21 protein-coding genes are annotated in these 26,204 nt (G+C 45.3%); 15 read left to right on the forward strand and 6 right to left on the reverse strand.

What is annotated here, in order from left to right; genetic code table 11:
- Positions 1-160: 160 nt before the first annotated feature.
- From gcl to CWO08_RS07240, 6 genes are all read left to right on the forward strand, one after another.
- Positions 161-1,933 (forward strand): glyoxylate carboligase, encoded by a 1,773-nt coding sequence (gene gcl / locus CWO08_RS07215; RefSeq protein WP_108020162.1) that lies wholly within the window; start codon positions 161-163, stop codon positions 1,931-1,933.
- 116 nt (positions 1,934-2,049) lie between these two features.
- Positions 2,050-2,826 carry a hydroxypyruvate isomerase gene (gene hyi / locus CWO08_RS07220; protein ID WP_102398175.1) on the forward strand — a complete coding sequence of 259 codons (777 nt, stop codon included), beginning with the start codon at positions 2,050-2,052 and terminating at the stop codon, positions 2,824-2,826.
- A gap of 37 nt (positions 2,827-2,863) precedes the next feature.
- On the forward strand, positions 2,864-3,760 hold the full coding sequence (locus tag CWO08_RS07225; RefSeq protein WP_057622798.1) for a 2-hydroxy-3-oxopropionate reductase: 897 nt from the start codon (positions 2,864-2,866) through the stop codon (positions 3,758-3,760).
- Positions 3,761-4,020: 260 nt separating this feature from the next.
- Positions 4,021-5,331 (forward strand): glycerate kinase, encoded by a 1,311-nt coding sequence (locus CWO08_RS07230; RefSeq protein ID WP_102479119.1) that lies wholly within the window; start codon positions 4,021-4,023, stop codon positions 5,329-5,331.
- A 163-nt stretch (positions 5,332-5,494) separates the two neighbouring features.
- Positions 5,495-6,103 (forward strand): TetR/AcrR family transcriptional regulator, encoded by a 609-nt coding sequence (locus CWO08_RS07235; RefSeq protein ID WP_046223041.1) that lies wholly within the window; start codon positions 5,495-5,497, stop codon positions 6,101-6,103.
- 260 nt (positions 6,104-6,363) lie between these two features.
- Complete coding sequence (locus tag CWO08_RS07240) at positions 6,364-7,800, forward strand: amidohydrolase (protein ID WP_102530224.1); 1,437 nt, start codon at positions 6,364-6,366, stop codon at positions 7,798-7,800.
- A 95-nt stretch (positions 7,801-7,895) separates the two neighbouring features.
- On the opposite strand, the gene CWO08_RS07245 is transcribed toward CWO08_RS07240, so the two are convergent.
- From CWO08_RS07245 to uraH, 6 genes are all read right to left on the reverse strand, one after another.
- Positions 7,896-10,292, reverse strand: coding sequence for a hypothetical protein (locus CWO08_RS07245; RefSeq protein WP_102479121.1), 2,397 nt, complete (start codon positions 10,290-10,292; stop codon positions 7,896-7,898).
- Positions 10,293-10,459: 167 nt separating this feature from the next.
- On the reverse strand, positions 10,460-11,698 hold the full coding sequence (locus CWO08_RS07250; protein WP_008220977.1) for an alpha-xenorhabdolysin family binary toxin subunit A: 1,239 nt from the start codon (positions 11,696-11,698) through the stop codon (positions 10,460-10,462).
- A gap of 690 nt (positions 11,699-12,388) precedes the next feature.
- Positions 12,389-13,753 carry an 8-oxoguanine deaminase gene (locus CWO08_RS07255; RefSeq protein ID WP_108020163.1) on the reverse strand — a complete coding sequence of 455 codons (1,365 nt, stop codon included), beginning with the start codon at positions 13,751-13,753 and terminating at the stop codon, positions 12,389-12,391.
- A gap of 161 nt (positions 13,754-13,914) precedes the next feature.
- Positions 13,915-15,366, reverse strand: coding sequence for a nucleobase:cation symporter-2 family protein (locus CWO08_RS07260; RefSeq protein WP_108020164.1), 1,452 nt, complete (start codon positions 15,364-15,366; stop codon positions 13,915-13,917).
- A gap of 225 nt (positions 15,367-15,591) precedes the next feature.
- Complete coding sequence (locus CWO08_RS07265) at positions 15,592-16,935, reverse strand: NCS2 family permease (protein WP_048611821.1); 1,344 nt, start codon at positions 16,933-16,935, stop codon at positions 15,592-15,594.
- 244 nt (positions 16,936-17,179) lie between these two features.
- Positions 17,180-17,533 (reverse strand): hydroxyisourate hydrolase, encoded by a 354-nt coding sequence (gene uraH, locus CWO08_RS07270; protein WP_061033007.1) that lies wholly within the window; start codon positions 17,531-17,533, stop codon positions 17,180-17,182.
- 398 nt (positions 17,534-17,931) lie between these two features.
- On the opposite strand from uraH, the gene puuE reads away from it, so the two are divergent.
- From puuE to CWO08_RS07315, 9 genes are all read left to right on the forward strand, one after another.
- Complete coding sequence (puuE, locus tag CWO08_RS07275; RefSeq protein ID WP_107898636.1) at positions 17,932-18,870, forward strand: allantoinase PuuE; 939 nt, start codon at positions 17,932-17,934, stop codon at positions 18,868-18,870.
- Between the two features lie 22 nt (positions 18,871-18,892).
- A complete protein-coding gene (gene uraD, locus CWO08_RS07280; RefSeq protein ID WP_017067791.1) occupies positions 18,893-19,408 on the forward strand; it encodes a 2-oxo-4-hydroxy-4-carboxy-5-ureidoimidazoline decarboxylase in 516 nt (171 codons plus the stop codon).
- A 123-nt stretch (positions 19,409-19,531) separates the two neighbouring features.
- On the forward strand, positions 19,532-20,518 hold the full coding sequence (alc, locus tag CWO08_RS07285) for an allantoicase (RefSeq protein WP_108020165.1): 987 nt from the start codon (positions 19,532-19,534) through the stop codon (positions 20,516-20,518).
- Between the two features lie 14 nt (positions 20,519-20,532).
- Entirely contained in the window at positions 20,533-21,093 is a 561-nt protein-coding gene (locus tag CWO08_RS07290; protein WP_108020166.1) for an ureidoglycolate lyase, read from the forward strand.
- A 14-nt stretch (positions 21,094-21,107) separates the two neighbouring features.
- Positions 21,108-22,424, forward strand: a complete 1,317-nt coding sequence (locus CWO08_RS07295) for a urate hydroxylase PuuD (protein ID WP_102479033.1) — start codon at positions 21,108-21,110, stop codon at positions 22,422-22,424.
- A 264-nt stretch (positions 22,425-22,688) separates the two neighbouring features.
- Positions 22,689-23,462, forward strand: a complete 774-nt coding sequence (locus CWO08_RS07300) for a TIR domain-containing protein (RefSeq protein WP_017061600.1) — start codon at positions 22,689-22,691, stop codon at positions 23,460-23,462.
- A 143-nt stretch (positions 23,463-23,605) separates the two neighbouring features.
- Positions 23,606-23,845 carry a hypothetical protein gene (locus CWO08_RS07305; protein ID WP_102479034.1) on the forward strand — a complete coding sequence of 80 codons (240 nt, stop codon included), beginning with the start codon at positions 23,606-23,608 and terminating at the stop codon, positions 23,843-23,845.
- Positions 23,846-23,861: 16 nt separating this feature from the next.
- Complete coding sequence (locus CWO08_RS07310) at positions 23,862-24,335, forward strand: GrpB family protein (protein ID WP_102479035.1); 474 nt, start codon at positions 23,862-23,864, stop codon at positions 24,333-24,335.
- A 353-nt stretch (positions 24,336-24,688) separates the two neighbouring features.
- The gene (locus CWO08_RS07315) at positions 24,689-26,185 is read left to right on the forward strand and encodes an RDD family protein (protein ID WP_108020167.1); all 1,497 of its coding nucleotides are present in this window, start codon (positions 24,689-24,691) and stop codon (positions 26,183-26,185) included.
- Positions 26,186-26,204: the final 19 nt, after the last annotated feature.

A 26,204-nucleotide genomic window follows, 5' to 3' on the forward strand; every position in this document is an offset into this window, starting at 1 on the left:
ATGTAAAGTAATGAATTGTAAGCTTTTCAGGGTTGATGCTTACTCAAAATGGCAGTGTAATGTAACAAAATTGTTTCATTTTGGGGTTGATAAATAGCGAGGATGGTTCATAGTACACAAAAGTTAGTTTAATTGTATACAATCTGAACTGGAGGTTCGAATGGCAATTATGAAAGCGATTGAAGCAGCGGTAGAAGTGCTTAAACGTGAAGGAGTAGACATCGCATTTGGTGTTCCCGGCGCAGCAATAAACCCTATGTATGCAGCGATGAAAAAGCTCGGAGGAATCGATCACGTCTTAGCTCGCCACGTAGAGGGTGCATCCCATATGGCTGAAGGGTACACACGTACCAGTCAAGGAAATATAGGTGTGTGTATTGGTACTTCTGGCCCGGCAGGAACGGACATGATCACGGGGCTTTATTCTGCATCAGCTGACTCGATCCCTATCCTATGTATCACTGGTCAGGCTCCGCGTGCTCGCCTTCATAAAGAAGACTTTCAAGCGGTCGATATCGAATCGATTGCCAAACCAGTCACTAAGTGGGCAACCACGGTGCTGGAACCTGCACAAGTGCCACGCGCATTTCAAAAAGCCTTTCATTTAATGCGTTCGGGTCGCCCGGGTCCAATCCTGATTGATCTACCGATTGATGTTCAGTTGGCTGAGATTGAGTTTGATATCGATACCTATGAACCACTAGAACCTTATAAGCCACAAGCAACCCGCGCGCAGGTTGAGAAAGCATTAACCATGATGTCTCAATCGGAGAAACCGCTGATTGTATCGGGCGGTGGCGTGATTAATGCTGGCGCGTCTGAATTGTTGCAACAGTTTGCCGAGATCACCGGTGTGCCAGTGATTCCAACCTTAATGGGTTGGGGCTCGATCCCAGATGATCATGAATTAATGGCAGGCATGGTAGGGCTACAAACGTCTCACCGTTACGGCAACGAAACCATGCTCAACTCTGATTTTGTGTTTGGTGTCGGTAACCGATGGGCAAACCGTCATACCGGCTCTGTCGATGTTTACACCGAAGGCCGAAAGTTTGTTCACGTTGATATTGAACCGACCCAAATCGGTCGCGTGTTCTGTCCAGATTTAGGTATTGTCTCTGATGCGAAAGCAGCGCTAGAGCTGATGGTTGAAGTGGCGCAAGAGTGGCGTGACGCTGGCAAGCTGCCAAACCGAAATGCTTGGGCAAGTGAGTGTCAGGAACGCAAATCGACCATGCTGCGTAAAACCAATTTCGATGAAGCGCCAATGAAACCGATGCGTGTTTATGAAGAGATGAACAAGGCATTTGGTCGTGACACTTGTTATGTGAGCACGATTGGTTTGTCGCAAATTGCTGCCGCTCAGTTCCTGCATGTTTATAAGCCGCGTAACTGGATCAACTGTGGTCAGGCTGGCCCATTGGGTTGGACAACACCCGCCGCATTGGGTGTACGAGCGGCCGATCCAGATCGCGATATCGTTGCTATCTCTGGTGACTACGATTTCCAATTTATGATCGAAGAACTGGCGGTAGGTGCTCAATTCAACTTGCCATACATTCATGTGTTGGTGAACAACTCGTACTTAGGATTGATTCGCCAAGCACAGCGCCAATTTGATATCGACTATTGTGTACAACTAGCGTTCGATAACCAGAACGCGCCAGAGCTTGAAGGCTACGGTGTTGATCATGTTGCAGTTGTTGAAGGCCTAGGCTGTAAGGCGATTCGAGTTCGTGAACCAGAGCAAATTGCCGCTGCGTTTGAGCAAGCTAAAGAGCTGATGAACAAGCATAAGGTACCGGTTGTTGTTGAGCTGATTCTTGAGCGAGTGACCAATATTGCGATGGGCGTAGAGATCAACGCCATCAACGAATTTGAACCACTTGCCGAAAGCCGCGACGATGCTCCAACCGCGCTAGCGTACAAGTAATCATTAAGTAATGTGTATCCGTAGAGCAGAGGCTTAGCTCTACGGAAAGCCTCCGATAGAGCGAGGCTTTACTACAAACAACCAGATTTTTACAGATAAAGAATAAGGACAGAGTCATGGCAAAATTTGCAGCAAACTTGTCAATGTTATTCACGGAAGTCGATTTTATGGATCGCTTTGAAGCCGCCGCAGAAGCGGGCTTTCAAGGTGTCGAATACCTTTTCCCTTACGCCTTTGATGCCGATGAGATTAAACAAAAGCTCGACGCTAATAACCTAGAGCAAGTGCTATTTAACCTGCCCGCGGGTGATTGGGATGCTGGCGACCGTGGTATCGCGGTCGACCCTGCACGCGTTGAAGAGTTTCAAGCGGGTGTACCTAAAGCCATCGCTTACGCAAAAGCACTGGGTTGTACTCAAGTGAATTGCTTGGCCGGGATTGTTCCGCAAGGCGTCACTCAACAAGACGCTCAATCAGCGTTTGTGATTAACCTGCATTACGCGGCGAACGCGCTAGCAGCAGAAGGTATCAGTCTAGTGATAGAAGCGATCAATACCCGTGATATTCCGGGCTTCTTCTTGAACACGACTGAGCAAGCCAAAGCGATTATCAAAGAGGTAGGGAGCGATAACCTTTCTATCCAATACGATATTTATCACATGCAAATTATGGAAGGCGATTTAACGCCGACCATGCAACAAAACATCGGCCAAATCGCACACGTGCAACTGGCGGATAATCCAGGCCGACACGAACCGGGTACCGGAGAAATCAATTACCCATTCGTGCTCAACTATCTTGATGAGCTTGGCTATCAAGGCTGGGTTGGCTGCGAATACAAGCCAAAAACAACAACGACAGAAGGCCTTGGTTGGCTACACCAGTACCGTTAATTGCGTCTGGTAACCCTCAAACGTTAAGGAGAACAACATGTCTAAAATTGCATTTATCGGAACTGGCATCATGGGTAAACCTATGGCGAGTAACCTTCAAAAAGCGGGTCATGAATTGATTCTGTCGGATCACTTTAATGCAGCACCTGCCGATCTTGTGGCAGCGGGCGCAACGGTCTACCACTCACCAGCAGAAGCGGCAGAGGCGGCGGATGTCATTATCCTAATGGTGCCTAATACGCCTCAAGTGGAAGATGTCCTGTTTGGTGAGAACGGTGTCGAGCAAGGCCTAATGGCGAGTGGCGCAGCTGGAAAATTGGTTATCGATATGAGTTCAATCTCGCCAATCGCGACCAAAGCGATTGCCGCACGAATCAACGAGGGTGGCGCGTCATACCTAGATGCTCCGGTATCAGGTGGCGAAGTCGGCGCTATTAATGCAGCGCTGACTATCATGGTTGGTGGTGAGCAAGACGCCTTTGATAAAGCACGTCCACTATTTGAAACCATGGGTAAAAACATCACGCTGGTGGGTGATAACGGTGCTGGCCAAACGTGTAAGGTTGCCAACCAGATCATCGTTGCTCTGAATATCGAAGCGGTATCCGAAGCCTTAGTATTTGCCTCAAAAGCCGGTGCTGATCCAGCACGTGTACGTCAGGCACTATTGGGCGGCTTTGCCAACTCTAAGATCCTGGAAGTGCACGGCGAGCGTATGGTTGAAGGCACATTCGACCCTGGCTTTAGAATCTCACTTCACCAGAAAGACCTTAACCTTGCGCTAACGGGCGCACAAGAGTTAGGGGTTGCACTGCCAAATACGGCTAATGCTCAAGAGTTGTTTGGCGAGTGTGCCGAAATGGGCGGTGAAGGCTGGGACCACTCTGCACTTATCCAAGCAATAGAGAAGCGTTCTGACCACTCGATTCGTTAACCTCGTTTTAATGATGAATACGGGCTGGCATCGCATGTAATGTCGAATAGTGAATCTACTTTACTCCTCGACAGCACATTGATGAGCTAGCCCACCAGTTTCAAACAGTTTGTTTATAAATCGCGTAGTTTCGTCTCCTTTTATACGCGTTCCTGATATGAGGCAGAGGTTGAAGTTGTTCCTTTCCAACTTGATCTTAGCAGGCACCCTTTAGCCTTGTATCGGGGTTCTTTTTTTCTCCGTCAACTAAGGAGTGGCTGATGGACATTGATGCTAAGCAGTTTCTGCAAACCCTTTTCTCAAGTGCTGTTAATCAGGCGCTACCTAAAAATCACATCGAACCTTTTCTTCCTCAAGACATTTTTTATCGCTCTGCTAACCAAGCTGGGCGAACTGTGGTGATAGGAGCAGGAAAAGCAGTCGCATCAATGGCAGCTGAGCTTGAAGCGGTTTGGCAGGCAAAGAAACAACAAGACCTTGCGTTGCGTGACCTTGAAGGCCTGGTGGTGACTCGTTATGAGCACACCGCCCCTTGCGAACATATTGAGGTGATTGAAGCGGCGCACCCAGTTCCGGATGCGATGGGCTTAGAAGTAAGCCAACGTATGCTGCAATTGGTGAGTGACTTGAGCGCTGACGATACGGTTATTTGCCTATTGTCTGGCGGCGGCTCTGCTTTGTTAAGTCTGCCCGGTGGCGACATCAGCTTGGCAGAGAAGCAACAAATCAATAAGGCGCTGCTCAAATCAGGCGCCGCCATTGATGAGATGAATTGTGTTCGTAAACATTTATCGTCAATCAAAGGTGGGCGACTAGCAAAAGCCGCGTATCCTGCAAGGGTTGTGTCACTGGCGATTTCTGATGTACCGGGTGATGACATTAGTGTGATTGCATCAGGTCCGACTGTACCAGATACCACCACACGTTTTGATGCGATGGCAATTTTAGAGCGTTACCAAATAGAAACACCATGCTCGGCATTTGAATGGCTTAATAATCCAGAGTCAGAAACCGTTAAGCCAGATGACGTCTGTTGGAAGAACGCCGAGCACCATATTATCGCGACCCCGATGTCGGCATTGGAATCCGCTGCTGCAGAAGCTGAAGGCTTGGGGATTCCTGCTTATGTGTTGAGTGATTGTATAGAGGGAGAAGCGCGAGATGTTGCGAAAGTTCACGCTGCGTTGGCTAAGCAAGTGGCCAATCACGAGCACCCATTTGCGACGCCTTGCGTGATACTTTCCGGTGGCGAAACCACAGTAACCGTTAAGGGCAATGGTCGCGGTGGGCGTAACTGTGAGTTCTTATTGAGCTTGTATAATGAGCTTAAAGGCCAAGACAACATATTTGCATTGGCAGCTGATACCGACGGGATTGATGGCGTGGAAGACAATGCGGGCGCGTGGATTACCCCACAAACATGGCAACAAGGTTCGAGCTTGTCGCTTAAAGCGCAAGACTACCTCGATGCCAACAACAGCTACGATTTCTTCAAGCAAGTCGATGTGCTTCTTACCACGGGGCCGACGCTGACCAATGTGAATGACTTTCGCGCAATATTGATTCTTTAACTTGAACAGTTCAAAAACACGGTATGGAATGGTCGTTTCTTAACAAATAGAGCGGCCATTTTATTGTTATCAATGCTGTGACCTTGAGTTCTGTAATTATCTTCTGGACTAATGAAGCACGTTGATTACTATGATTTCAGTAACGAGCTGTAAAGGATGCAATATGTCTAGGATCAGACAAAAGAATCAAGATTTAATCATCGAAGTCGCGTGTGAACAATTCGCCACTCATGGTTATGCCGCAACAAAAATGGCCGATATCGCAAAAGCGGCCGACATTCCCAAACCTAACGTATTCTATTATTTCAGCTCTAAAGATAAGCTCTACAACGCTGTGCTTGAAACCGTCACTCAGCCCTTACTAGAAGCGTCTCGTCCGATTGAAGAACTCAGCGATCCTGTTGAAGCCTTGTCTCAGTATATTCAAACCAAGCTGATCATTTCTCGCGACCATCCACACGCCTCTAAAGTGTTTGCCAATGAAGTGATGTCTGGCGCGAAAGTGTTACCAAAAGAGATCGGTGACGAGCTGTATAAACAATCCCAGATGATCCTCGATAAGTTCTCAACTTGGTCGGCGCAAGGTCTAATGGACGATGTCCCCGCACACCACTTGATGTTTACCATTTGGGCGGCCACTCAAACTTACGCCGACTTTGGCTGGCAGATTTGCAGTGTAATGCAGAAAGAGCAGCTCGATGATAAAGACTATGCCGATGCCGCTGAGTTCATTACTCAACTGGTGATTAAAGGCTGTGGTGTGAAAAGCTAACGTTATTTGAATGTTTTTTTTGGGTCTGCGATTGCAGGCCTTTTTTGTTTGTGCATTTGAGTGAGCATATGTGCAAAGCTACTTTTGTGACCTGTTGTGCAATAACTTATTTATCTTGAATTTGGCTCGATTAGGTATGCCATTTTATTTAAAGTTAGCGTTATAGTATCGGCAAAAATTCAATTCCGTCATTTTTATCAAAGCTAGAAGCTAATATTAGACTTCTATATTTATTACACGCACAACATTAAGGTTTAGCAATGACGCTTAAAAGCTTGGCATGCACCATCAGCGCAGTTCTACTGGCAGGCTGTGGTTCGACAGTCGCGACGCAAACATACAACGCCGATCTGATCATAACCAATGGACAGGTTCTAACAATCAACTCTGAAATGGATGTGATTGAAGATGGTGTGGTAGTGGTAAAAGACGACCAGATTATCGCGGTGGGCAATGAGGATTTGATTGCTCAGTACCGTGCTGAAAAGGTGATTGATGCTCAAGATGGGATTGTTATGCCGGGCATGGTGAACGCGCACAACCATTTACCTATGATTGCGTTTCGTGGCTTAGGCGAAGAGGGCATTTCGAACCGCTTGTTCGCTTACTTCTTTCCTCTAGAAGCAGAAAAGCTAAGCCGTGAACTGATTTACAACGCGACTAAGCTTGGCTCTATCGAATTGGCACAAAGCGGTGTAACTACTTATGCCGACATGTATTACCACATGGACGAAATGGCCAAGGCGACCAAAGAAGTTGGTTTGCGTGCTGTGCTGGGCGAAACCGTGATTAAGTTCCCGGTGGTTGATGCCAAAGAACCTTATGGCGGGATTGAGTATGCTAAAGGTTTTATTGAGCAGTACAAAAACGATGAGTTAATCACACCCGCTTATGCGCCACACGCGGTGTACACCGTGAGCAAAGATAAACTGCAAGAAATCAATAAACTGTCGGCTCAATACGATGTGCCTGTGTTGATTCACGTTGCTGAATTCCCGAATGAAGAAAAGCGTATCAAAGACGAAACTAAGGCAACGTCGCCAGTCGAATACATGGATGAAATTGGAGTACTGGACGAGCGCGTAGTGATTGCTCACGGTATCCACCTTTCAGAGAATGACCAAAAGCTATTGAAACAAGCTGATGCGGGTATCTCATACAATCCAATGGCCAATGCTAAAGGGGCGACAGGCATTGCACCTGCGTGGGATATGTACCGTGCTGATATGCGAATCGGCTTGGGAACAGACGGCCCAATGAGCTCTAACCAAGTCGATATCATGCGTACTCTAAGCTACGCAGCCAACATGCAACGTTTAAAGCATTCTGACCGTACCATCATGATTCCTGAACAAGTGATTGAGATGGCGACATTAGGTGGCGCAAAAGCCCTACACATGGAAGACCAAATCGGTTCTCTTGAAGCGGGTAAGAAAGCGGATATCGTGATTGTAGAGACACAATCGGCGAACATGATGCCAAGTTACGACCCATACGCGACCCTGGTTTATCAAGCGAACCCAAGCAACATCGACACCACCATTGTTAACGGCCAAATCGTAATGGAAAACCGAGTGATGCAGACGGTTCAACTGGATGAAATCCGCCAAAGCGTTGATGAGTTTGAAGCTGATATTAAAGCCTTTGCCAAAGAACTTTCTAAGAAAGCGATTAAGTCGAAGAGCTTGATGGATTAGACTCCAAACGCTAAGTAGTTAATCGAATAAAACCAAAAAGGCCGACAAGATGTCGGCCTTTTTATGGCTATTAGATAGCTTGGTTATTTCTCACTTCAGTTAGAACAACTGTTGCCATTCGGGATACCACTGCCTAAGAACTCAACCCTAATTTGTTCGACATCTTTTAGGTATTGGTTGTTGGCTTGGTCTGCCTCATCGTAGTTGTTGAGGGTGACATTCCATGTCGAGAATGGAGTTGGTTGGAAGTACGCATACTCGAACCTATTCGCCACTGCGCCATCGGTGATGATGCTAACGTCATTGGTGGTTGGATCATCTAAGCGGTAGTAAAACGCCCGTGCGACCGGATTAGAACTGAATTGGTAATCCTGATCTTGATAGCGGTCGGCATAGTTACCTGAACTCGATATTCCAAGGTTGAACTGCTTGCCATAAGGTAAGTTTTCCCCTTCTAAGAACACACGTACTGTAGAGAGTCTAACTCGGTCGAATGAACATAGTTGTGCCTGCCCTAATGGAATTGTGAAGTTCAACTCGCCAGTGGTTGCGAAGCTATCGAGTTGCTCTGGGCTAGAGATGGTGTAGTTGTCGATAGTGAAGTCTTGTGGTGCTGGCTGGAATGAAGAGAGTGCATTCACATACTCATTTTCTATGGACGCGAGGTCAAACTGGTAGTCCAAGTAACTTTTATTCAGCGAAGGTGTGATCTCACTTGGTTTCAACGCCCAGTATTCGTATGCCTGAACATAGTTAGATAAAGCCACATACATTGGTCGTTTGAAGTGCATTAGCACTCGCGACAGCTCACGCTCGATGGAGTCGAAACCTTCGCTGTCTACCTGATAACTCTCAATGGCGTCACTCAATCTTTGCTGTTGATTAGCGGTGACGTTCTTGGTCAATAATAGGTCGACGAGTTTGGCTTGCTCTTGTGCAAAGTTAAGCTGAGTGGTGTTAATTGCTTTGCCTAATAGCACCTGTTTTTCAAGTTCGACTAGGTATTGTCTCGCGCCTTTAATTCCCAAGCTATCAGCAAGTCTTAAGTTACTGCGGATCTCGGTGATCATCAGATCCCAGGCCAGATTACTCTCATTCAAAGTCGGAATATTAAAGTCAAAGCCATCCATCGCTTCGGAGATTTTATGAAGTTTGATGGTCGATTTCACATCGGCGGTGAGCTGTGCGATGCCCGAAATGGTCTTAGTAACGCTATCAATGATCCCCGTGACTGATTTGATATTGGTGACTAAGTTTTTCGCTTTATCTAAAGCCTCCGGGGTTTTGGCTAATTGTTCGGTGAGGTCGTTCACACCAGATAGGTTCCCTGTGAATACGCCACTGACGGCACTGCCAATCTCTGCGATGGCTTTGAAGATAGCCAAGGCTGCATTGAGCTCTTGCTGAGTTTTCCAGTTTTCCACGCCGACCAAGTAAGTGGTTCTTGCACTCAGTGTCACAAGCTCCTGAGCTTTGTATTGGCTGTCGATCTCGGTCAGGCTGTCGCCTATTTTGTCGATGTTGGATTGGGTTTGAGTGATGATCGATTCTTGTGCTCTGAGAACGTCTTCAACGTTAGCGAGTGCTAACTTCGCAGCTTCAATCTTGTCTTCGATCACCGTACTTCTGTCTTGAATGATATCCCACTGCGCTTGATACGCGATCATTGCATTCAGGTACGCTTCGTATTTGCCTTGGTAGAGCACCTTGTCGAGATAAGGCACATAGTTACTCTCTTTAGTGCTGAAACTAATGAACTGTTTGAAGGCTACGGTTTGGAGGTATAGGTCTGAAAGGATAGGGTCATCTTCCACCACTGAGCCTGCGTGACGCAAACTCTGCTCGATCCAATTAATCAGTTCGAGACTAAGCTCTGGGTTGGTGTCGAATAAGCTGGCAGCCATATCAAAAGAGCGGTTAACAATGTCGGTAAAAGGTGTGGTCGCTAGTTTCATTTGCCCAGTAATGTTCGAGTCGATGGTGGTTCTGCGGTAGTGTTCTCCTGCTAATGCCACAGAGGTTCCATCGCCATCTTCTGCTGAAAGGGCATCTCGTGTAATGCTGCCATCGTTTTGGAAAGCGAGGACATTAATTGGAGTTTCGATCTCTCCTGCAATCACAGTCACTGATGCCGCAGCGCCTTGTTGCCCGAGAACGAAAGTCGGGGCGCCTTGTCCGACAATTTTACGGGCAAAAATGAGAATGTTTTGGTTATTCACCACCAAGTTGAAGTTTTCTGGAACCTCAATGGTATCGGCAAAAACGACGATCTTGGAGGGCTTAGTCACGTAAAGGTTCTGCTCTGCAACCCAGTCACTGAGGTTGATGTGGAGATCAGATGTAGAGCGAGAGAGAACATCGACATCTGAATAGGCAGACTGAACCCAAGTTGGGTATTCGATGGAATTAGGCAAGTTATTAAGCTCTAGCCAGTCACTAGCAAAAGCTTGTGGAGATAATGAAAGAGAAATAATAATCGGTAGAATTCTCATATTAATGTCCTGTCGAAATGAGTATTAGCCAAATTTTGGGTAGCAGAAACCAACACCTTATTTTTCATAAGGCGTGGGGTTCTGTTGTTAGTTTGTTTTTATTGGTCTTACTGGTTTAACTTATAGCGAGGCTTCGCTTTGCCGAGCTATTTGTCGATGGGTATGGACTACTCCATTTCTTGAATATAAGCATTATTTGCAAATGCCTTAGCTTTCTCGCTGATGTTATTCCAGTTCATTTCTGCAACCGATGTATTGGCTAATGCACCGATAGCACCAAGCATTGCGTCGTCTTTCATGATATCGGCATTGTTTTGAGCTTCATCCAATGCAGCAAGCAGTGATGTGAAGTCGGTGTTCATTTGCTGCCAATTTAACTTGAGCTTATTAATATGTGGGATAGCGTCTTCAATTTGCTGAGATATAAGGTCAATGCTTTCTGAAGAGCGATGGTAAGAGTTATATACCTTTTGTGTGTAAGACAACTGTTCTTCTAAATCTTTAACTTCATTTTGCAGTTCGTTGCGAAGCTTACGCGCTTTCTCTGCTTTATCTCCGTAGACACCCATAATTGGTACGGCTACTAAAGGGAACCACGCGTAGGTGACGGCAGTAGAGGCAACCGTGACATAGTGCGTGTAGTCTTTGTTGAGTTGTGCGATTCGGGCATTGATATCGTTCACTTGCTGTTGAAGTACGCTGCCATCATCCGTTAGATACCCGTTATGGGTCCCTTCCAACACTTCAAGTTGTAGCTTTTGCGTGTCTAGTTGCGCAGAAAAGTCCAACAGGTTGTCACCCACATCGGACACCTCTTGCTGGTATCTCAATGAAAAGTTTTGCAGGCTTTTCAGATAAGCAATCGCCATTTTTCGGTTGCGCTCAACAGCCTCGATATCTTCTGGTAACGGTGAAAATGCCTTTGCCAACATCTCATTAAGGGCGTCGCTCAAAGGGTTGAGCATGTAGTCTTTGATTTGTACATAGTTCGCTAGGCTCAATGAGAGGTCCACGATGCTTGGGTACAGGTCTTTTTTCCAGTAGAAAGCGGTGTCATGGATATTGGAATATTGCTGAACTAAAGCTTGGAAGTTAGAAAAAGGGATGTCGTTAGGAATGCTAAAAGCCGATTTCATGCTGGTTTCTGTTACGGGCAGTGCCAGTGCTCCCTCGACATACGCTTGAATCTGATACCACTCTTGCTGTTTGAGGATGAAATTGTCGGTTTCTAGATCGATAAAAACGCCATTTTCACCGGTGATCGTATCGTAGGTGATCTGAGGTATGTTCTGTTCGGCTGACGCTTGATTAACTTGAATTGGCGCTGCTTGAGAAGTGAAAGCAAAAGAGGAAAGCAGTCCAATCGAGATCGAAGATAATACCAGCGTTCGTGTGATTTTTTTCATGTTTTATCCCTGTTAGATTTGTGATTAGCTTTTTTAGAGACAATAAAATCCCCTACCATGAAAATGGTATTCCTATATATTTATGCGGGTTTATTGAATTATTTATATTGTTATTGTTGTAATTATGCTGTGGGTTTTAAATACACTCTCCATTAATGCGCTTTTTGTTTTTATAAGATTTGGTCAATCTATAGCAAATTTATAATGAAAAGTTCTATCTAGATCACATATTGGGATTCATATTGTTTGATTGTTGATCTATTGAATTTGGTGATATTTAAATCATTAGTTTCCATTCTTTCTTCAGGCTATATCTAGAAAGGCGTCGGCGATTTTTATTCTATTCACCAATGAGTTAAATGATAAAAATGTAATTATAATAATTGTTGTGATTATTACTAAATCTGTTGATTGAATTGATATTTATATAAATAGAACAAGCGTTTTAAATTTGACCTGTGCCAAATAACTAAGAGGTTTAATATTTAGATTTAATTAAATTAGCTAGATTTAAATTAGCAATAATTAAATTAGTGATGTTAATTGTAGGGTGAGGTTTGGTTGGATATTTAAGGGAAGAACAACCAATAGGACGGCGTATCTAATAGTCAGGAGTGAATTAGTATTAGCAGTATTAAGGAAGCTTGCCTATCATAGTGATATATACACTATGATGGGCAAGCATTGGCGTTAGTTATTATTCATTGCCAGTTTACCGAGTTTCATCGCAGCGGCGTGGTGACGGTGCATTAACTGCTCCATGTCTACGCCGATCACCGAACCATCGTTAACTCGCCATTTTCCGGCAACCATTACTTTATCTGCTTGTTGAGCGCCGCAGAGTAGTAGTGCTGCCAGTGGATCGTGGCTGCCAGAGAAGCGAATGTCATCAAGCTTGAACATCGCGATGTCGGCTTGTTTGCCAACTTCGAGCGTACCAATGTCGGTTCTGCCCATTGCAGCAGCAGAGCCTGATGTTGCCCAACGCAGTGCATCGAAGTGAGATACGTTTGCCGAGCCATATTGCAGGCGTTGTAAATACATCGCCATGCGTACTTCGGCAATCATGTTCGAGCCGTCGTTTGAAGCAGAGCCATCCACCCCCAATCCAACTTTTACGCCAGCCGCCTCAAGGTCGTTGTTCTTACAAATACCGGAAGCCAACATCATGTTAGAAGTTGGGCAGTGACTGATACCAATGCCTGCTTTGCCCAACCGTTTGATCTCTTCTGGGTTGAAGTGAATACCATGAGCGAGCCAAGTGCGTTCGTTGAGCCAGCCCACATCTTCCAGATAATCGACAGGGCGCAGGCCAAACTTCTCGATACAGAAGTCTTCTTCATCGAGCGTTTCGCATAGGTGCGTGTGCATCATCACGTTCTCACGTTCACTGATCTTGGCGGTTTCTTTCATCAGGTCAGTAGTGACCGAGAACGGCGAACAAGGTGCGAGTGCGATTTGAATCATCGCCCCTTCATCACGCTGGTGGTAATCACGAATCAAGCGTTGGCTGTCATCAATGATGGTTTGTTCAGTTTGAATGGTGTGTCTTGGAGGTAGCCCACCTTCATCTTCCCCTAGGCTCATTGAACCACGCGTAAATATCGCTCTTACGCCAAGCTTCTGAGCTGCTTCAACTTGTAAATCAATAGCGTGCTCAAGCCCATTAGGTAGCAAGTAATGGTGATCAGAGGCGGTGGTACAGCCCGACATCATCAGCTCAACCAGAGCGAGCTCGGTTGCTAGGCTCATCATCTCAGAATCGAGGTTGGCCCAAACCGGGTAGAGGCTTTGTAGCCAATGGAAGAGCTCTTTATTCAGTGCGCCGGGGTAGGCACGCGTTAGGGTTTGATAGAAGTGGTGGTGCGCATTGATAAGCCCAGGAGTCACAACATGACGAGAGGCGTCGACGCTGTAATCTATGGGGGAGGTCGGCTCTTTGTGTTTGCCAACCAGCTCAATGACTGTATTACCTTTAATGACGATACCGCCTTCTGCATCAGCCTGTGAGCCAGTGTAGATTGCGAGAGGATTCTTAATCCAGATGGTTTCCATTCATAGTAGTCCTTAGCCATCTCAGCCTTTTCAGGGAAGAGGGTCTTTATTTGGTATTTGTTGTTGAAAGATAAATTCGAATCAAGGGCGATGAAACAATTAGTGTTCTAGTTACGCCCGTGATTCTACGGAAATCGTTTTAACGCTAATTAGCGAATCATCTAGTTAGTTTTTGGCTCAGGGTTTTCTGATGCCGTTTGAACGTCAGGTTCTGTTGTTGCTTGTTGAATCTCTGATTGCTCGTTTGAGTGTAGTTCTTCTTCAGCTTGTTCTTTCATTTCTAGCTCAACCTGCGCTTGGCTTTCGGCTAACGCTTCTTGTTCTTCTGCACGTGAAGACTTCGGCAATACAAGGTTAAGAACAACCGTCATGATGGTGCCAGTCGTAATGCCAGAGTGCAGGAAGTTTGCCAAATCATGCGGCAAGTGTTGCAACAATCTTGGCTCGAATGTTACAGCTAAACCAGATGCCAACCCTACACAGATTACCAAGGCATTTCGCTTGGTGTCTGCGGCTTTGATCAACATGCGGATACCCGCGTAAGCAATCATTCCGAACATCACAAAGCCCACGCCGCCTAATACGGGTTTAGGGATCGTGACGGCAATTGCGGCTAATTTCGGGAATAAACCGCCTAAAATTAGTAAACCACCTGTTGCAGCTACTACATAGCGACTTGCAACACCAGTGATACCAACAATACCAACGTTTTGGCTAAATGATGCTAGTGGCATCGCTGTTAAAATCGAAGATAAGGTGCTGCCAAGGCCATCGCCTAGTAATCCACGTTTTAGATCTTTACCGCTGACTTGGGTTTGGCAGTTGTTGCCAAGTGCCATGAAGTCACCGGTTGCTTCGGCGATAACTACGATGTACACCAAGCTCATGCTGATGATGGCACTCGCAGAGAAGGTAAAGCCATACTTGAAAGGTTCAGGGCCACCGACCCAAGCGGCAGAGCTGATTTGTTCAAGGTCGACCATGCCAAGCGATAGCGCCACAATGTAACCGCCTGCTAGGCCAATCACGATAGCGGAGGCCGCAACCGCGCCTTTACAGTAAACCGATACGCCAACCACAATCCCCAAAGAGATCAGTGCTAGAAACAGCTTTGGTAGCGTGGCGAATTGTTCCGTGTTGGCAGGGGAGTCTCCGACCCAATTCATGGCAACCGGTAAAATGGTTAATCCTATTAGGGTAACCACCACACCACTTACCACGGTTGGGAACAGCTTGCGAACCTTGTCCATATAGAAGCTGGCACCAATCACCACGAACGAGCCTATAAGCGCTGAGCCCATGATCGCGGCGACACCACCTTCGTTACCGATTGAAATGGCGACACCTAAAAAGGCAAAGCTTGAACCCATCACAACGGGCAGTCGAATACCAATAGGACCAAAGCCAAGACATTGAGCGACAGTCACAATACCTGACGCCAATAGCGCCGCATTGATCAGCGAGACGATCTCTGTGTTAGGCAGGCCAATTGAAGCACCAACAATAAGGGGGACTGCAACGATGCCACCAATCGAGGCGAGCATGTGTTGCAATGCGAGTAGAAGGGTTAAGCCGTGAGGCGGTCTTTCATTTAGGGTGTACAGAAGTTTCATTTGATATTCCTCTGCCTGCGTTTCCGTTTACAGGCGATTGGCGGTCAAATAATGACTTCTACAAACTGCGTAGGGTCATAAAAAAGGTGCACTGAATCAGCAGGGATTCTGCTCTCTCGTCATCAATACAATTAGCTTTCTTAAAAATCATATTGTTGCTTGGCTCGCGAACCAGCCAAGCAACGTTGTGAGCAATCAAGAAATGACTGCTCAGGAGCTATAGGGTTAACCGATGAACACCAGCTTGGCGATGAAGATAGCCGCTAAGAAGTACATCGAAATTGATACGTCTTTTGTTTTACCTGTTGCAAGTTTCAGCACTGTATAGGTAATGAAACCCAGTGCGATACCGTTAGCGATAGAGAAGGTCAGAGGCATCATCAGTGCGGTAATCGCAGCTGGAGCACCGTTGGTAAAGTCTTTCCAATCGACGTGCTGCATGCTGCTCATCATCACGAATGCCACGTAAATAAGAGCACCAGACGTTGCGTAAGCGGGGATCATACCTGCTAATGGCGATAGGAAAATCGCTGCTAAGAACAACACACCAACCACAATTGCTGAAAGACCAGTTCGTGCGCCTGCTGCAACGCCCGCTGCACTCTCTACATAACTGGTTACTGGCGGACAACCCACACACGCACCTGCCACACTTGAGATACTGTCAGCTTTCAGTGCTTTGCTAAGACCTTCAATTTTGCCCGTTTCAGGATTAGTTAGGTTTGCGCGCTCTGCCACGCCCATCAAAGTACCTGCGGTATCGAACATGTTTACAAAAAGGAAAGCCAAGATAACGCTGATCATCGAAACATCAAGCGCACCCATAATGTCCATTTTTAGGAATGTAGGCGCTAAACTTGGTGGTGCTGCGAAGAAGCCGTTGTAATGCACTAAGCCAAGCATCATGCCGACAAGCGTGACACTCAAAATACCGATCAGTACCGCGCCAAATACTTTACGCTCACTTAGAACCGCAATAATCAAGAATGCGATAGCAGCGAGCAGAGCTTCAGGTTTAGTGAAGTCACCTAGTGATACCAAAGTAGCTGGGTTTTCGACGACGATGCCTGCTGTTTTTAAGCCAATCAGGCCTAAGAACAAACCCACACCCGCTGTCATGGAGTAACGCAGACTCACCGGGATACTTTCAATTATCCATTGACGGACTTTGTAAAAGCTCATCCCGACAAACAAGATACCGGAGATAAACACCGCACCCAGTGCCACTTCCCAGCTGTAGCCCATTTCGCTTACTACCGTGAACGAGAAGAAGGCGTTCAAGCCCATGCCCGGCGCAAGGCCGACAGGCCAGTTCGCAAATAACCCCATTAACAAACAACCGATCGCAGCACCAATACAGGTTGCGACGAATACCGCGCCTGAATCCATGCCTGAAGCGGCCATGATTTGTGGGTTAACGAAGATGATGTAAGCCATGGTTGCGAAGGTGGTGACACCGCCGACTAACTCATTTTTTACGCTACTTCCGTGGGCCTTAATTTTAAAAAACTTCTCTAAAATTCCGTTGTTCGCATCTTGGTTGAGTATTTCTGTTTTACTCTCACTCATGTCAGCAAGTCCTTTTATGTTGTGATCCATTTATTGAATACAGCGAGATTTCAATATTAAGTTTTAAGGTTTTTCCTAGCTCTAACTCGTTATGAATGAGCTTTGTGTGGCTCATTTTTTAACTGTTTACGTTGTTAGTATTTTTATGTGAGCGTGCTTAATGAGCATGCATCTTTTTAGATGCACGCATGAATCTGTTTATTATTGGGTGATTGAGCCTAGATCGGGATTCTAAGCATCGGGACTAACTGCCCCGATAAGTCGAGAAACTGTATGGTGAGACTAAAAGCGGAACGTGGTAGTGCGCATCGGGATCATCCAAGCCGAAACGAATAACCACATCGTCTAGGAAAGGCACACCATCTAATTCCACACCTTTGCTTTTGTAGTAATCCGCAACGTAGAACACCAATTGATATTTCCCCGGTCGGAAATCATTCCCTGCCAGAATAGGCGCATCGGTTCGGCCATCGGAGTTGGTGAGCACGGTCGCCAGCTTTTCTGTTGAGTCTTCGTTTACCTTATAAAGCTCTACCTTGATCTCTGCGCCAGGCAAGCCGTGAGTCGTGTCTAATACGTGTGTTGTTAATCTTCCCATAGTCCTTTAATAGCGCTTTTGGCGCTCCTCTGTTCCGTGGTTTATCTGTCTGCTTCGACCTTGCAAAGAATGCAACTGGTCACTTTGTTATCACTAACTATGTACGAACTGTACACAATTAGTAAAGCTAATTGTTGGGAAAATGTTAACCATTGTGTCGTTTTTTCTGAATTCATAGATCTTGATTATCGTTTTTTGGTGAGCTTGTGTTTTGTTAACTTATTGTTTTTAAATGAATGAGGTGCGTAAATTTAACTTTAATAACAAAATCTTTACATTGAGATAAATAATTGTATACAATAAATGTACAGGGGTAAGGTTGCTTTGTTTATCGAGAATCCATTTGTTGACTCAGTTAAAGAGCGGCTAAGCCAACCACTTATGTTAGGAGTACTTGGATGAATAAGGATTATTCAAGAAATTTGATCGGTTACGGAGCTAACCCTCCAAACCCTCAATGGCCAGGTAATGCGCGCGTCGCGGTTTCTTTTGTATTGAACTATGAAGAGGGCGGTGAGCGTTGTTTGTTACATGGAGACGACGAGTCTGAAGCCTTTCTCTCAGAGATCCCGTCAGCACAACCGATCAAAGGCGAACGTCACATCAGCATGGAATCCATCTATGAATATGGTAGCCGTGTAGGTGTGTGGCGTGTTCTTCGCTTGTTCGATGAATATGAAATCCCACTGACCGTATTTGCTGTCGCAATGGCGATTGAGCGTCATCCAGACGTTGCCAAAGCCATGGTCGAAGCGGGTCACGAAATCTGTAGCCACGGTTATCGCTGGATCGACTATCAATACATTGATGAGTCTGAAGAGCGCGACCACATGACCAAAGCGATTGAGATCATCCAACAAGTGACGGGTCAACGCCCACAAGGTTGGTACACAGGTCGAACGGGTCCAAATACGCGTCGCTTGGTTGCAGAAGAGGGCGGTTTTCTTTACGACTCGGATGCCTATGACGATGACCTGCCTTATTGGCATACCGAAACCGGTCATCCACAACTGGTGATCCCTTACACACTCGATGTGAACGACATGCGTTTTTCAACCGCGCAAGGCTTCAACTCTGGTGAACAGTTCTTCCAATACCTAAAAGACACGTTTGACACCCTTTATACGGAAGGCGAAACCGCACCGAAAATGATGTCGGTTGGGCTGCATTGTCGTCTGATTGGTCGCCCCGGTCGTATTGCTGCATTAAGACGTTTCTTAGACTACGTAAAACAGCACGACAGCGTGTGGTTATGTCGTCGAATCGATATCGCCAACCACTGGCACCAACATCATCCATATCAACCAAATAACGCTATTCATCAACAGCAAAAGTAGTAGTGAAGCAAGGAGGCTTAACGTGACTGAATTTCGATCATGCCAACCAACAACCATGGACCGCGATACCTTTGTCGCTCACTTTGCTGATGTTTACGAGCACAGCCCGTGGGTTGCAGAAGTGGTGTATGACCAAGGTTTGAATGCTGAAGACGACCATATCGAGAATCTTCACCTGAAAATGGCATCGACCTTGTTAAGTGCAGACCAAGGCAAACAGTTGGCTTTGATCAACGCTCACCCGGATTTAGCCGGTCGAGCAGCAGTAAACGGCGAACTCACAGAGTCGTCGACCAAAGAACAAGCGGGGGCGGGCATCGACCAGTGCAACGCCGAAGAATTTGAAAAATTCACTTCTTACAACAACAGCTACAAAAGTCGCTTCAATTTCCCTTTTATCATGGCGGTGAAGGGAGCCAATCGTTACCAAATTCTTGAGTCGTTCGAGATGCGATTAGGAAATGATAGTGAAACTGAGTTTGCTACGGCGATTCAAGAGATCAACAAGATCGCGATGTTTCGTCTCTGGGATATGTAAGTTAACGGAGTTAACAGCTATCTCAGCCCAGTCTTAGTGCGCTAAAGGTTTGATTTGTAAAAACATAAGCCACTAAGTTCTCATTTTATTATTACTTGATTAATTTCATAGGATTACACGGACATGACCCATAAATTTGAACAGTACATAAACCTTGCAGACGAAAAACTCGGCGCAGAAGCTACCTTCGCAACCGACGACTTTTTCGCCGATAAAAGCCGTTTACTCAGCCATGCAGCACCAGAGTGGAAAGACGACTTATACGACGACAACGGCAAGTGGATGGACGGTTGGGAAAGCAGACGTAAACGTGGTGAAGGTTACGACTACTGTGTCGTTCGCCTTGGCCTAGCTGGCACTATTGCTGGCGTTGATATTGATACCTCATTCTTCACAGGTAACTTCCCACCTTCGGCATCAATTGACGCGTGTTATTCACCACAAAGTGAGCCAACTGATTCAACAGAGTGGCAAGAAATTCTGCCTTCAATGGCACTACAAGGTGATCACCATCATCTTGAAGCAATCGAAAATGACCAAGTATTTACGCACCTACGTTTGAACATTTATCCAGACGGTGGTGTCGCACGTTTACGTGTTTATGGCCGACCAAGTGTAGATTGGGACGCAATTGATTCTCAGCAACAAGTCGACCTAGCATCGGTTGAACACGGTGGCCGAGCGTTGGCATGTAGCGATGAGCACTACGGCAACAAAGCCAACATCTTAGGCCCAGGCCGCGGTGAAAACATGGGTGATGGCTGGGAAACAGCACGTCGTCGTACGCCGGGTAATGACTGGGTTATCGTGGCACTAGGCCACCCAGGTAACATCGAACGCATCGTAGTGGATACGGCTCACTTTAAAGGTAACTACCCAGACAGCTGCTCAATTCAAGCGGCTTATGTGAAAGGCGGTACCGACGACCAAGTAGAAACACAAAGCCTATTCTGGCGTGAACTGTTGCCAGCACAAAAGCTGCAAGCGCACGAGATTCACGAATTCATTTCTGAGGTAAACGACCTTGGTGCGATTACCCACGTACGTGCAAACATATTCCCAGATGGTGGTATCAGCCGTTTGCGTCTATTTGGTACGAAGGCGAAATAAGTAAGGAAATGAGTATGAGTAATGGAATACGTCGTTTATCCATCGAACCGTTAACCAAGCAGGCTTTTGCAGAGTTTGGCGACGTTATCGAGTCCGATAATAGTGATTTCTTCATGATCAACAGTGGATCAACACGTCGCTACCACAAGCTAGCGACAACGGATGTGCAAGACCAAGACGGAGAAGCGATCATCAGCATCTTCCAAGCCACACCGTTGAGCTACCCACTGACCATCAAAATGTTAGAGCGTCATCCACTTGGCTCTCAGGCATTCATTCCATTACTTGGTCAACCCTATTTAATTGTTGTTGCGCCAAAAGGCGATGATCCAACATTAGCCAATAGCCGAGCTTTCTTGAGCAACGGCCGTCAAGGAGTGAACTATCACAAAGGGGTGTGGCATCACCCAGTTCTCGCGCTCACCGATCAAGACCAGTTCTTGATTGTCGATAGAGGCGGAGAAGGACATAACTGTGATGAAGTTTATTTCGACAACGATCGAGTGGCATTGCATTTGGAAGATATGCCAACGGAAGACAACAAGGAAGAGCAACGCTTAGCTAAAGCGTTGTGATACAGGAGTTTATTATGGATCCGCATATTACAGAATGGTTGAATTTAGCAATACGCTGGGCTCACATGATTGTTGGTGTTGCGTGGATAGGCGCATCATTTTACTTTGTTTGGTTAGAGAACAACCTTAACCGAGTTAACCCTAAAACGGGCCTTTCAGGCGACTTATGGGCGATTCACGGCGGTGGTATTTATCACCTAAAGAAGTACAAACTTGCGCCACCAGAAATGCCAGAGCACCTGCACTGGTTCAAATGGGAAGCCTACTTCACGTGGATCACCGGTGTGTGTCTACTGGGTGTGGTTTACTACCTCAACGCTGAAATCTACCTGATTGCACCGGGCTCTGGCCTTGATTCAACAACGGCAATCGCGATTGGTATTGGTTCATTCGTTGCTGGTTGGTTTATCTACGACTTGCTGTGTGACTCGCCATTAGGTAAAACCCCCGTGTTGCTTGGCGTAGTGCTGTTTGTGTTGCTCGTTGCTGCGACCTATGGTCTAACCCAAGTGTTCAGTGGTCGCGGTGCTTACATCCACGTAGGTGCCATCATTGGTACCATCATGGTGGGTAACGTATTCCGCGTTATCATGCCGGCGCAGCGTAACTTGGTGAAAGCGATTGAAGAGAAGCGCGAACCGGATCCGGCATTACCAGCGAAAGGTCTACTGCGTTCTCGTCACAACAACTACATGACACTGCCAGTGCTGTTCATCATGATCAGTAACCACTTCCCAAGCACTTATGGCTCGGAATACAACTGGCTGATTCTTGCTGGGTTAGCGATCTTCAGTATCTTGGTGCGTCACTACTTTAACACCCGTCATGGTAGCCAGAAGTTTGCATGGACAGTACCAGTAGCGGCATTGGGTATGATCACGCTTGCGTTTGTTACCTCACCTTACGCGAAAAAACAGATGACTCCGGTTGTGCAAGCGCCAGTGGTTCAAGAAGCGCAAGTGAGCGCGACAGAATCGACTCCAGAAGATCTTGCTGCGAACAGCACGGCTTCGGCAGTGCTTGACGCTCAAGAGACTCCAGCGTATGCAACGCAACCTGCTAGCGCAGGTGTCAGCTTTGAAACCATCAACAAAGTCATTCAAGAGCGCTGTTCTGTGTGTCACTCATCAACCCCAAGCCACGCCGCTTTTGCTGCTGCGCCAGGCGGTGTGATGTTTGATACGCCAGAAGAGATTAAAGCTAACGTACCAAGAATTGTTGCTCAAACGGTAACAACCAAGGTGATGCCGCTCGGCAATATGACTCAAATGACTGATGAAGAACGCGCACTGATCGGCACTTGGGTAGAGCAAGGCGCTACGCTTCAATAATGATTTAAATCCTTTACCTAAGAGCATGAGTCTTAGGTGAGGCTTGGGGAGAGTTTGGTTTCGGGCACGCGCCAAACTCATCCCACCCTGTTTCCCCGGTTCCTATAACCGGGGCTTTTTGTTTTTGGACAAAGGGAATGCAGAAATACTATTTAGTTAATGGCATATGTGTATATATGTCACTTAGAGTGTTCTCAGTGTTTGAGTAATAATATGCCAAGCTATATTATATGCAGTTAATTGCTTTTTTAAGGTGTGTTTTCAATGAGAAAACCAAGAATATTTATAGCGTCTTCAGTAGAAAGTTTGGATGTGGCAGAAGCTATTAATGTCAATCTAGATCATGAGTTTGAGGTTACTATTTGGAAAAATGGAACTTTTAAGCTTTCTTCCACTAGTGTTGATGACTTGGTTGCAAAGTCATCTTCTGTTGATTTCGCGTTGTTTATTTTTGCTCCAGATGACATTGCTATGATAAGAAGCCGAGAGCAACATGTCGTGCGAGATAATGTGCTTTTTGAGATGGGGTTATTTGTAGGAGCTATCGGGAAAGAGCGTACATTTTTTATTAAACCTCGAAATCAAGAAATGCACTTACCCACAGATCTTCTTGGCTTAATGCCAGCAGATTATGAAGCTAATCGAAGTGATGGTGATCTTGTTTCTGCAACAAATAGAGCTTGCTCATTAGTTAAGGCTGAAGTTAAAAGGTTAGGTTTATTGAATAGAGAATCTTTGAAAGCTAACACGGTGTTGGAAGTTAACTCTAAAAATTATCCTATTTCTACAGTAGATCTAAAGTTCTTATCGGTTGTTCTTTCATCACACACATCTCGCCCTGATGGCTTGGATTTTTTTCAAATTTGTAATGATGTTCACGAGTCAGATAGTTTAATCAGTTTGGCTGCAATTAAATTGGAACGTCTTGGTTATATTGAAAAAACCATCGAGCATGATAGTTGGGGGAACGGCGTGTATCAGTACTCAATCAATGAAGCAGGGATTGATTTGTTATTGGGTTCAGATTTAGCGTCATGATGTTTTAGTTAAGTCATCGTATAAAACACCCAATATAACCGCTTTGAAGGGGATTTTACCGTTATAGGCATAGTAAAGAAATTTGATATGAATCTCTACTCATGGCATTTTCTGTTCCCAATTGACTTTGATTAGGACAGAAAATGGAAGACTTGATAGTTGCGTATTTTAGGGCGTTAAGCGCATTCTTCAGATATATGTTTCAGTCGCTAGTGATCGAATTTATTGGTTACGGAGCTGGCTGGATAGTCTGTAAAATCTTCACATTAGGGCGCTTCCCCCTATTGATTCCAACGGAAAAAGAGCGAACAAGAATCTCTTATATCGGAGCTACTAGCATCGTGTTGCTTCTGTTAGCAATTGGTGTCTTCAATAGTTTGTGATTCGGAGTAAGGATATATGAAATTTTACCCCGCGGAGCAATACCAAGCAGCTTGCAACGAGCTGTTTATCCGATACGAACGTGACATCAAAAAGCTAATCCCTAACGCGAGAGTTGAGCACGTAGGCGCATCTTCTATTCCTTTTGCCGTGTCTAAGGGCGATTTGGATATCTTCGTAGGTGTTGAGCTTGTCGAACTTGAGGATGTTATAGGGAGACTCACAACACTCGGCTTCAATGAGAAACTCGATACCTTAAGAACGCCGGAACTGTGTATGTTGGATTCTACATCTGGGGACGATGTGGCGTTGCAAGTTGTCGCTAATGGTTCTGAGTTTGAATGCTTTCTAACGTTTCGTGACAAGCTACGTGCGGCCCCTGCCCTAGTCGAGCAATACAATGCCCTTAAAATGTCTTGTGAAGGTTGGTCGCAAGAAGAGTATCGTGAAAAGAAAGCGGATTTCATTGAGCATGTATTGGAACTGAAATAGCAACAATGCCCCTCTCTTCTAATTGTCCAATTAACAAAAGTCTTATTAATACAAACTGTTAAGTCAAAAATTATTACCTCTGAAAATTTACCTTGTTAAATTTCCTTCAACCTACCTTATCGCGTTTTATAGTCGAAATTTAAGCAACTAAGCTCACATATATTGCATGGTCCATTAGTTTTGGCATTTGCCTGTGTTATGTTTCTCTCGATTTTATAAAGCGTTTCTTATCTATTGAAAGCAAAGTGTTTTCTTTCGAATTAATTTCAAGATTTGTCTATCAGTACATCAACCTAACGCTATCAAAAATCGATTTCTCTACGCCAATAATCAATACCACCTTAGGAAAGGACATGTCTGAAGTAATAGAAAACACCCCTACAATTGTACTCGCGTCTCGATGGTCTCGCTTATGGGCATCTATCATTGATGCTTTCGTGTATGCGATTTTCATTGTTCCTGTTTTTCTATATGGCGGTTTGTACGATAAATTGCTTTCCAATGAAACCATTGAGTTAACAGAACAAGTTGCTCTGACTGTTTATAGTTGGGTGGTTTACTTTTTGTGCCAAGGGTACTTACTTCATAAGAAGGGGCAGACAATTGGTAAAAATCTAATGGATATTGCGATTGTCGATATGGAAGGTAAACAAATAGGTTTGCTAAACATAGTGGGCAAACGAATCATTCCTATGGTGGCTGTAGCTTACATACCTTTTATTGGTCCATTTATATCAACGTTTGATTATCTGTTTGTTTTTCGCAAAGACAAACGCTGCTTACATGACTTAATCGCTTGCACTCAAGTTGTCATTGTTTCAAAGAAAAGTTCAGATAGCGACAACTCTGAAATTGGTGTAAATACAACCGAAGTTGTCCCTGCATCTCGATGGCCTCGTTTTTTAGCGTTTTTTATTGATGGTATCATTACGGCTGTCATCATTGCGCCAATCTTTATGTATACAGATTATTTTCAAAAAACAATCGATACAGGGGTGATAGACCTTAGAGAAGTCGCTGCTGTCTATGCCTATTTAGGGCTGATGTTTTTATTGGTACATGGGTATTTACTGAATAAGAAGGGACAGACGATTGGCAAACATCTAATGGAAATTGCGATTGTCGATATGGAAGGTAAACCTATAGGGTTATATAAAATAGTGGGTAAACGAATGATACCTATGACTCCCTTTACTATTATACCTATCACTGGCCATTTAATATCCATGTTGGATTCTCTTTTCATTTTCCGAAAAAACAGACGTTGCTTGCATGACTTAATCGCAGGCACTCAAGTTGTTAGTGTGTCAGCCAACAATTTAGAAAAAAATGAGCACGAATCATTAGAAAACCCAATAATTGAAAATGCATCTGAAGTAAGACTCGCGTCTAGGTGGCTGCGCTTTTGGGCCGTTTTTATTGATGTCTTAATTGCTGTGGCTATTGTCATGCCAATTTATCTCTATACCGATTATTTCCAAAAAATATTTGAAACAGGGACAGCTGATACAGCAGAACTAATAGCAGTCACTGCTTACGGTTGGCTCGTGTTCCTTTTGTTGAATGGCTATTTACTGCATAAGAAAGGGCAGACTATTGGCAAAAATATAATGGAAATTGCAATTGTTGATATGGATGGCAAACAACTAGGTTTATTCAACATAGTGCTCAAACGAATCTTACCGATGAGTATCTTTGTTTATATTCCTGTTGTTGGTCAGTATATATCGACTCTTGATTACCTGTTTGCTTTACGTAAAGACAGACGCTGTTTGCATGACTTAATTGCAGGCACTCAGGTGGTGAGTGTTGCCGTGCCTAGAAACCTCGATTTCAGCACCATCGAATAAAACACAGTTGCCAAAAACT

It is taken from the genome of Vibrio sp. 10N.286.48.B8, from assembly GCF_003050085.1.
Classification (GTDB): Bacteria; Pseudomonadota; Gammaproteobacteria; order Enterobacterales; family Vibrionaceae; genus Vibrio; species Vibrio crassostreae.

Bases quoted from the DNA above. Each gene is read 5' to 3' on its own strand.
- CWO08_RS07225 (WP_057622798.1), top strand. From the start codon at position 2,864: ATGTCTAAAATTGCATTTATCGGAACTGGCATCATGGGTAAACCTATG.
- puuE (WP_107898636.1), top strand. From the start codon at position 17,932: ATGAATAAGGATTATTCAAGAAATTTGATCGGTTACGGAGCTAACCCT.
- CWO08_RS07290 (WP_108020166.1), top strand. From the start codon at position 20,533: ATGAGTAATGGAATACGTCGTTTATCCATCGAACCGTTAACCAAGCAG.
- CWO08_RS07295 (WP_102479033.1), top strand. From the start codon at position 21,108: ATGGATCCGCATATTACAGAATGGTTGAATTTAGCAATACGCTGGGCT.
- CWO08_RS07305 (WP_102479034.1), top strand. From the start codon at position 23,606: ATGGAAGACTTGATAGTTGCGTATTTTAGGGCGTTAAGCGCATTCTTC.
- alc (WP_108020165.1), top strand. From the start codon at position 19,532: ATGACCCATAAATTTGAACAGTACATAAACCTTGCAGACGAAAAACTC.
- gcl (WP_108020162.1), top strand. From the start codon at position 161: ATGGCAATTATGAAAGCGATTGAAGCAGCGGTAGAAGTGCTTAAACGT.
- hyi (WP_102398175.1), top strand. From the start codon at position 2,050: ATGGCAAAATTTGCAGCAAACTTGTCAATGTTATTCACGGAAGTCGAT.
- CWO08_RS07260 (WP_108020164.1), bottom strand. From the start codon at position 15,366: ATGAAACTTCTGTACACCCTAAATGAAAGACCGCCTCACGGCTTAACC.
- CWO08_RS07310 (WP_102479035.1), top strand. From the start codon at position 23,862: ATGAAATTTTACCCCGCGGAGCAATACCAAGCAGCTTGCAACGAGCTG.
- CWO08_RS07235 (WP_046223041.1), top strand. From the start codon at position 5,495: ATGTCTAGGATCAGACAAAAGAATCAAGATTTAATCATCGAAGTCGCG.
- uraH (WP_061033007.1), bottom strand. From the start codon at position 17,533: ATGGGAAGATTAACAACACACGTATTAGACACGACTCACGGCTTGCCT.
- CWO08_RS07265 (WP_048611821.1), bottom strand. From the start codon at position 16,935: ATGAGTGAGAGTAAAACAGAAATACTCAACCAAGATGCGAACAACGGA.
- CWO08_RS07250 (WP_008220977.1), bottom strand. From the start codon at position 11,698: ATGAAAAAAATCACACGAACGCTGGTATTATCTTCGATCTCGATTGGA.
- CWO08_RS07315 (WP_108020167.1), top strand. From the start codon at position 24,689: ATGTCTGAAGTAATAGAAAACACCCCTACAATTGTACTCGCGTCTCGA.
- CWO08_RS07255 (WP_108020163.1), bottom strand. From the start codon at position 13,753: ATGGAAACCATCTGGATTAAGAATCCTCTCGCAATCTACACTGGCTCA.
- CWO08_RS07245 (WP_102479121.1), bottom strand. From the start codon at position 10,292: ATGAGAATTCTACCGATTATTATTTCTCTTTCATTATCTCCACAAGCT.
- CWO08_RS07240 (WP_102530224.1), top strand. From the start codon at position 6,364: ATGACGCTTAAAAGCTTGGCATGCACCATCAGCGCAGTTCTACTGGCA.
- CWO08_RS07230 (WP_102479119.1), top strand. From the start codon at position 4,021: ATGGACATTGATGCTAAGCAGTTTCTGCAAACCCTTTTCTCAAGTGCT.
- CWO08_RS07300 (WP_017061600.1), top strand. From the start codon at position 22,689: ATGAGAAAACCAAGAATATTTATAGCGTCTTCAGTAGAAAGTTTGGAT.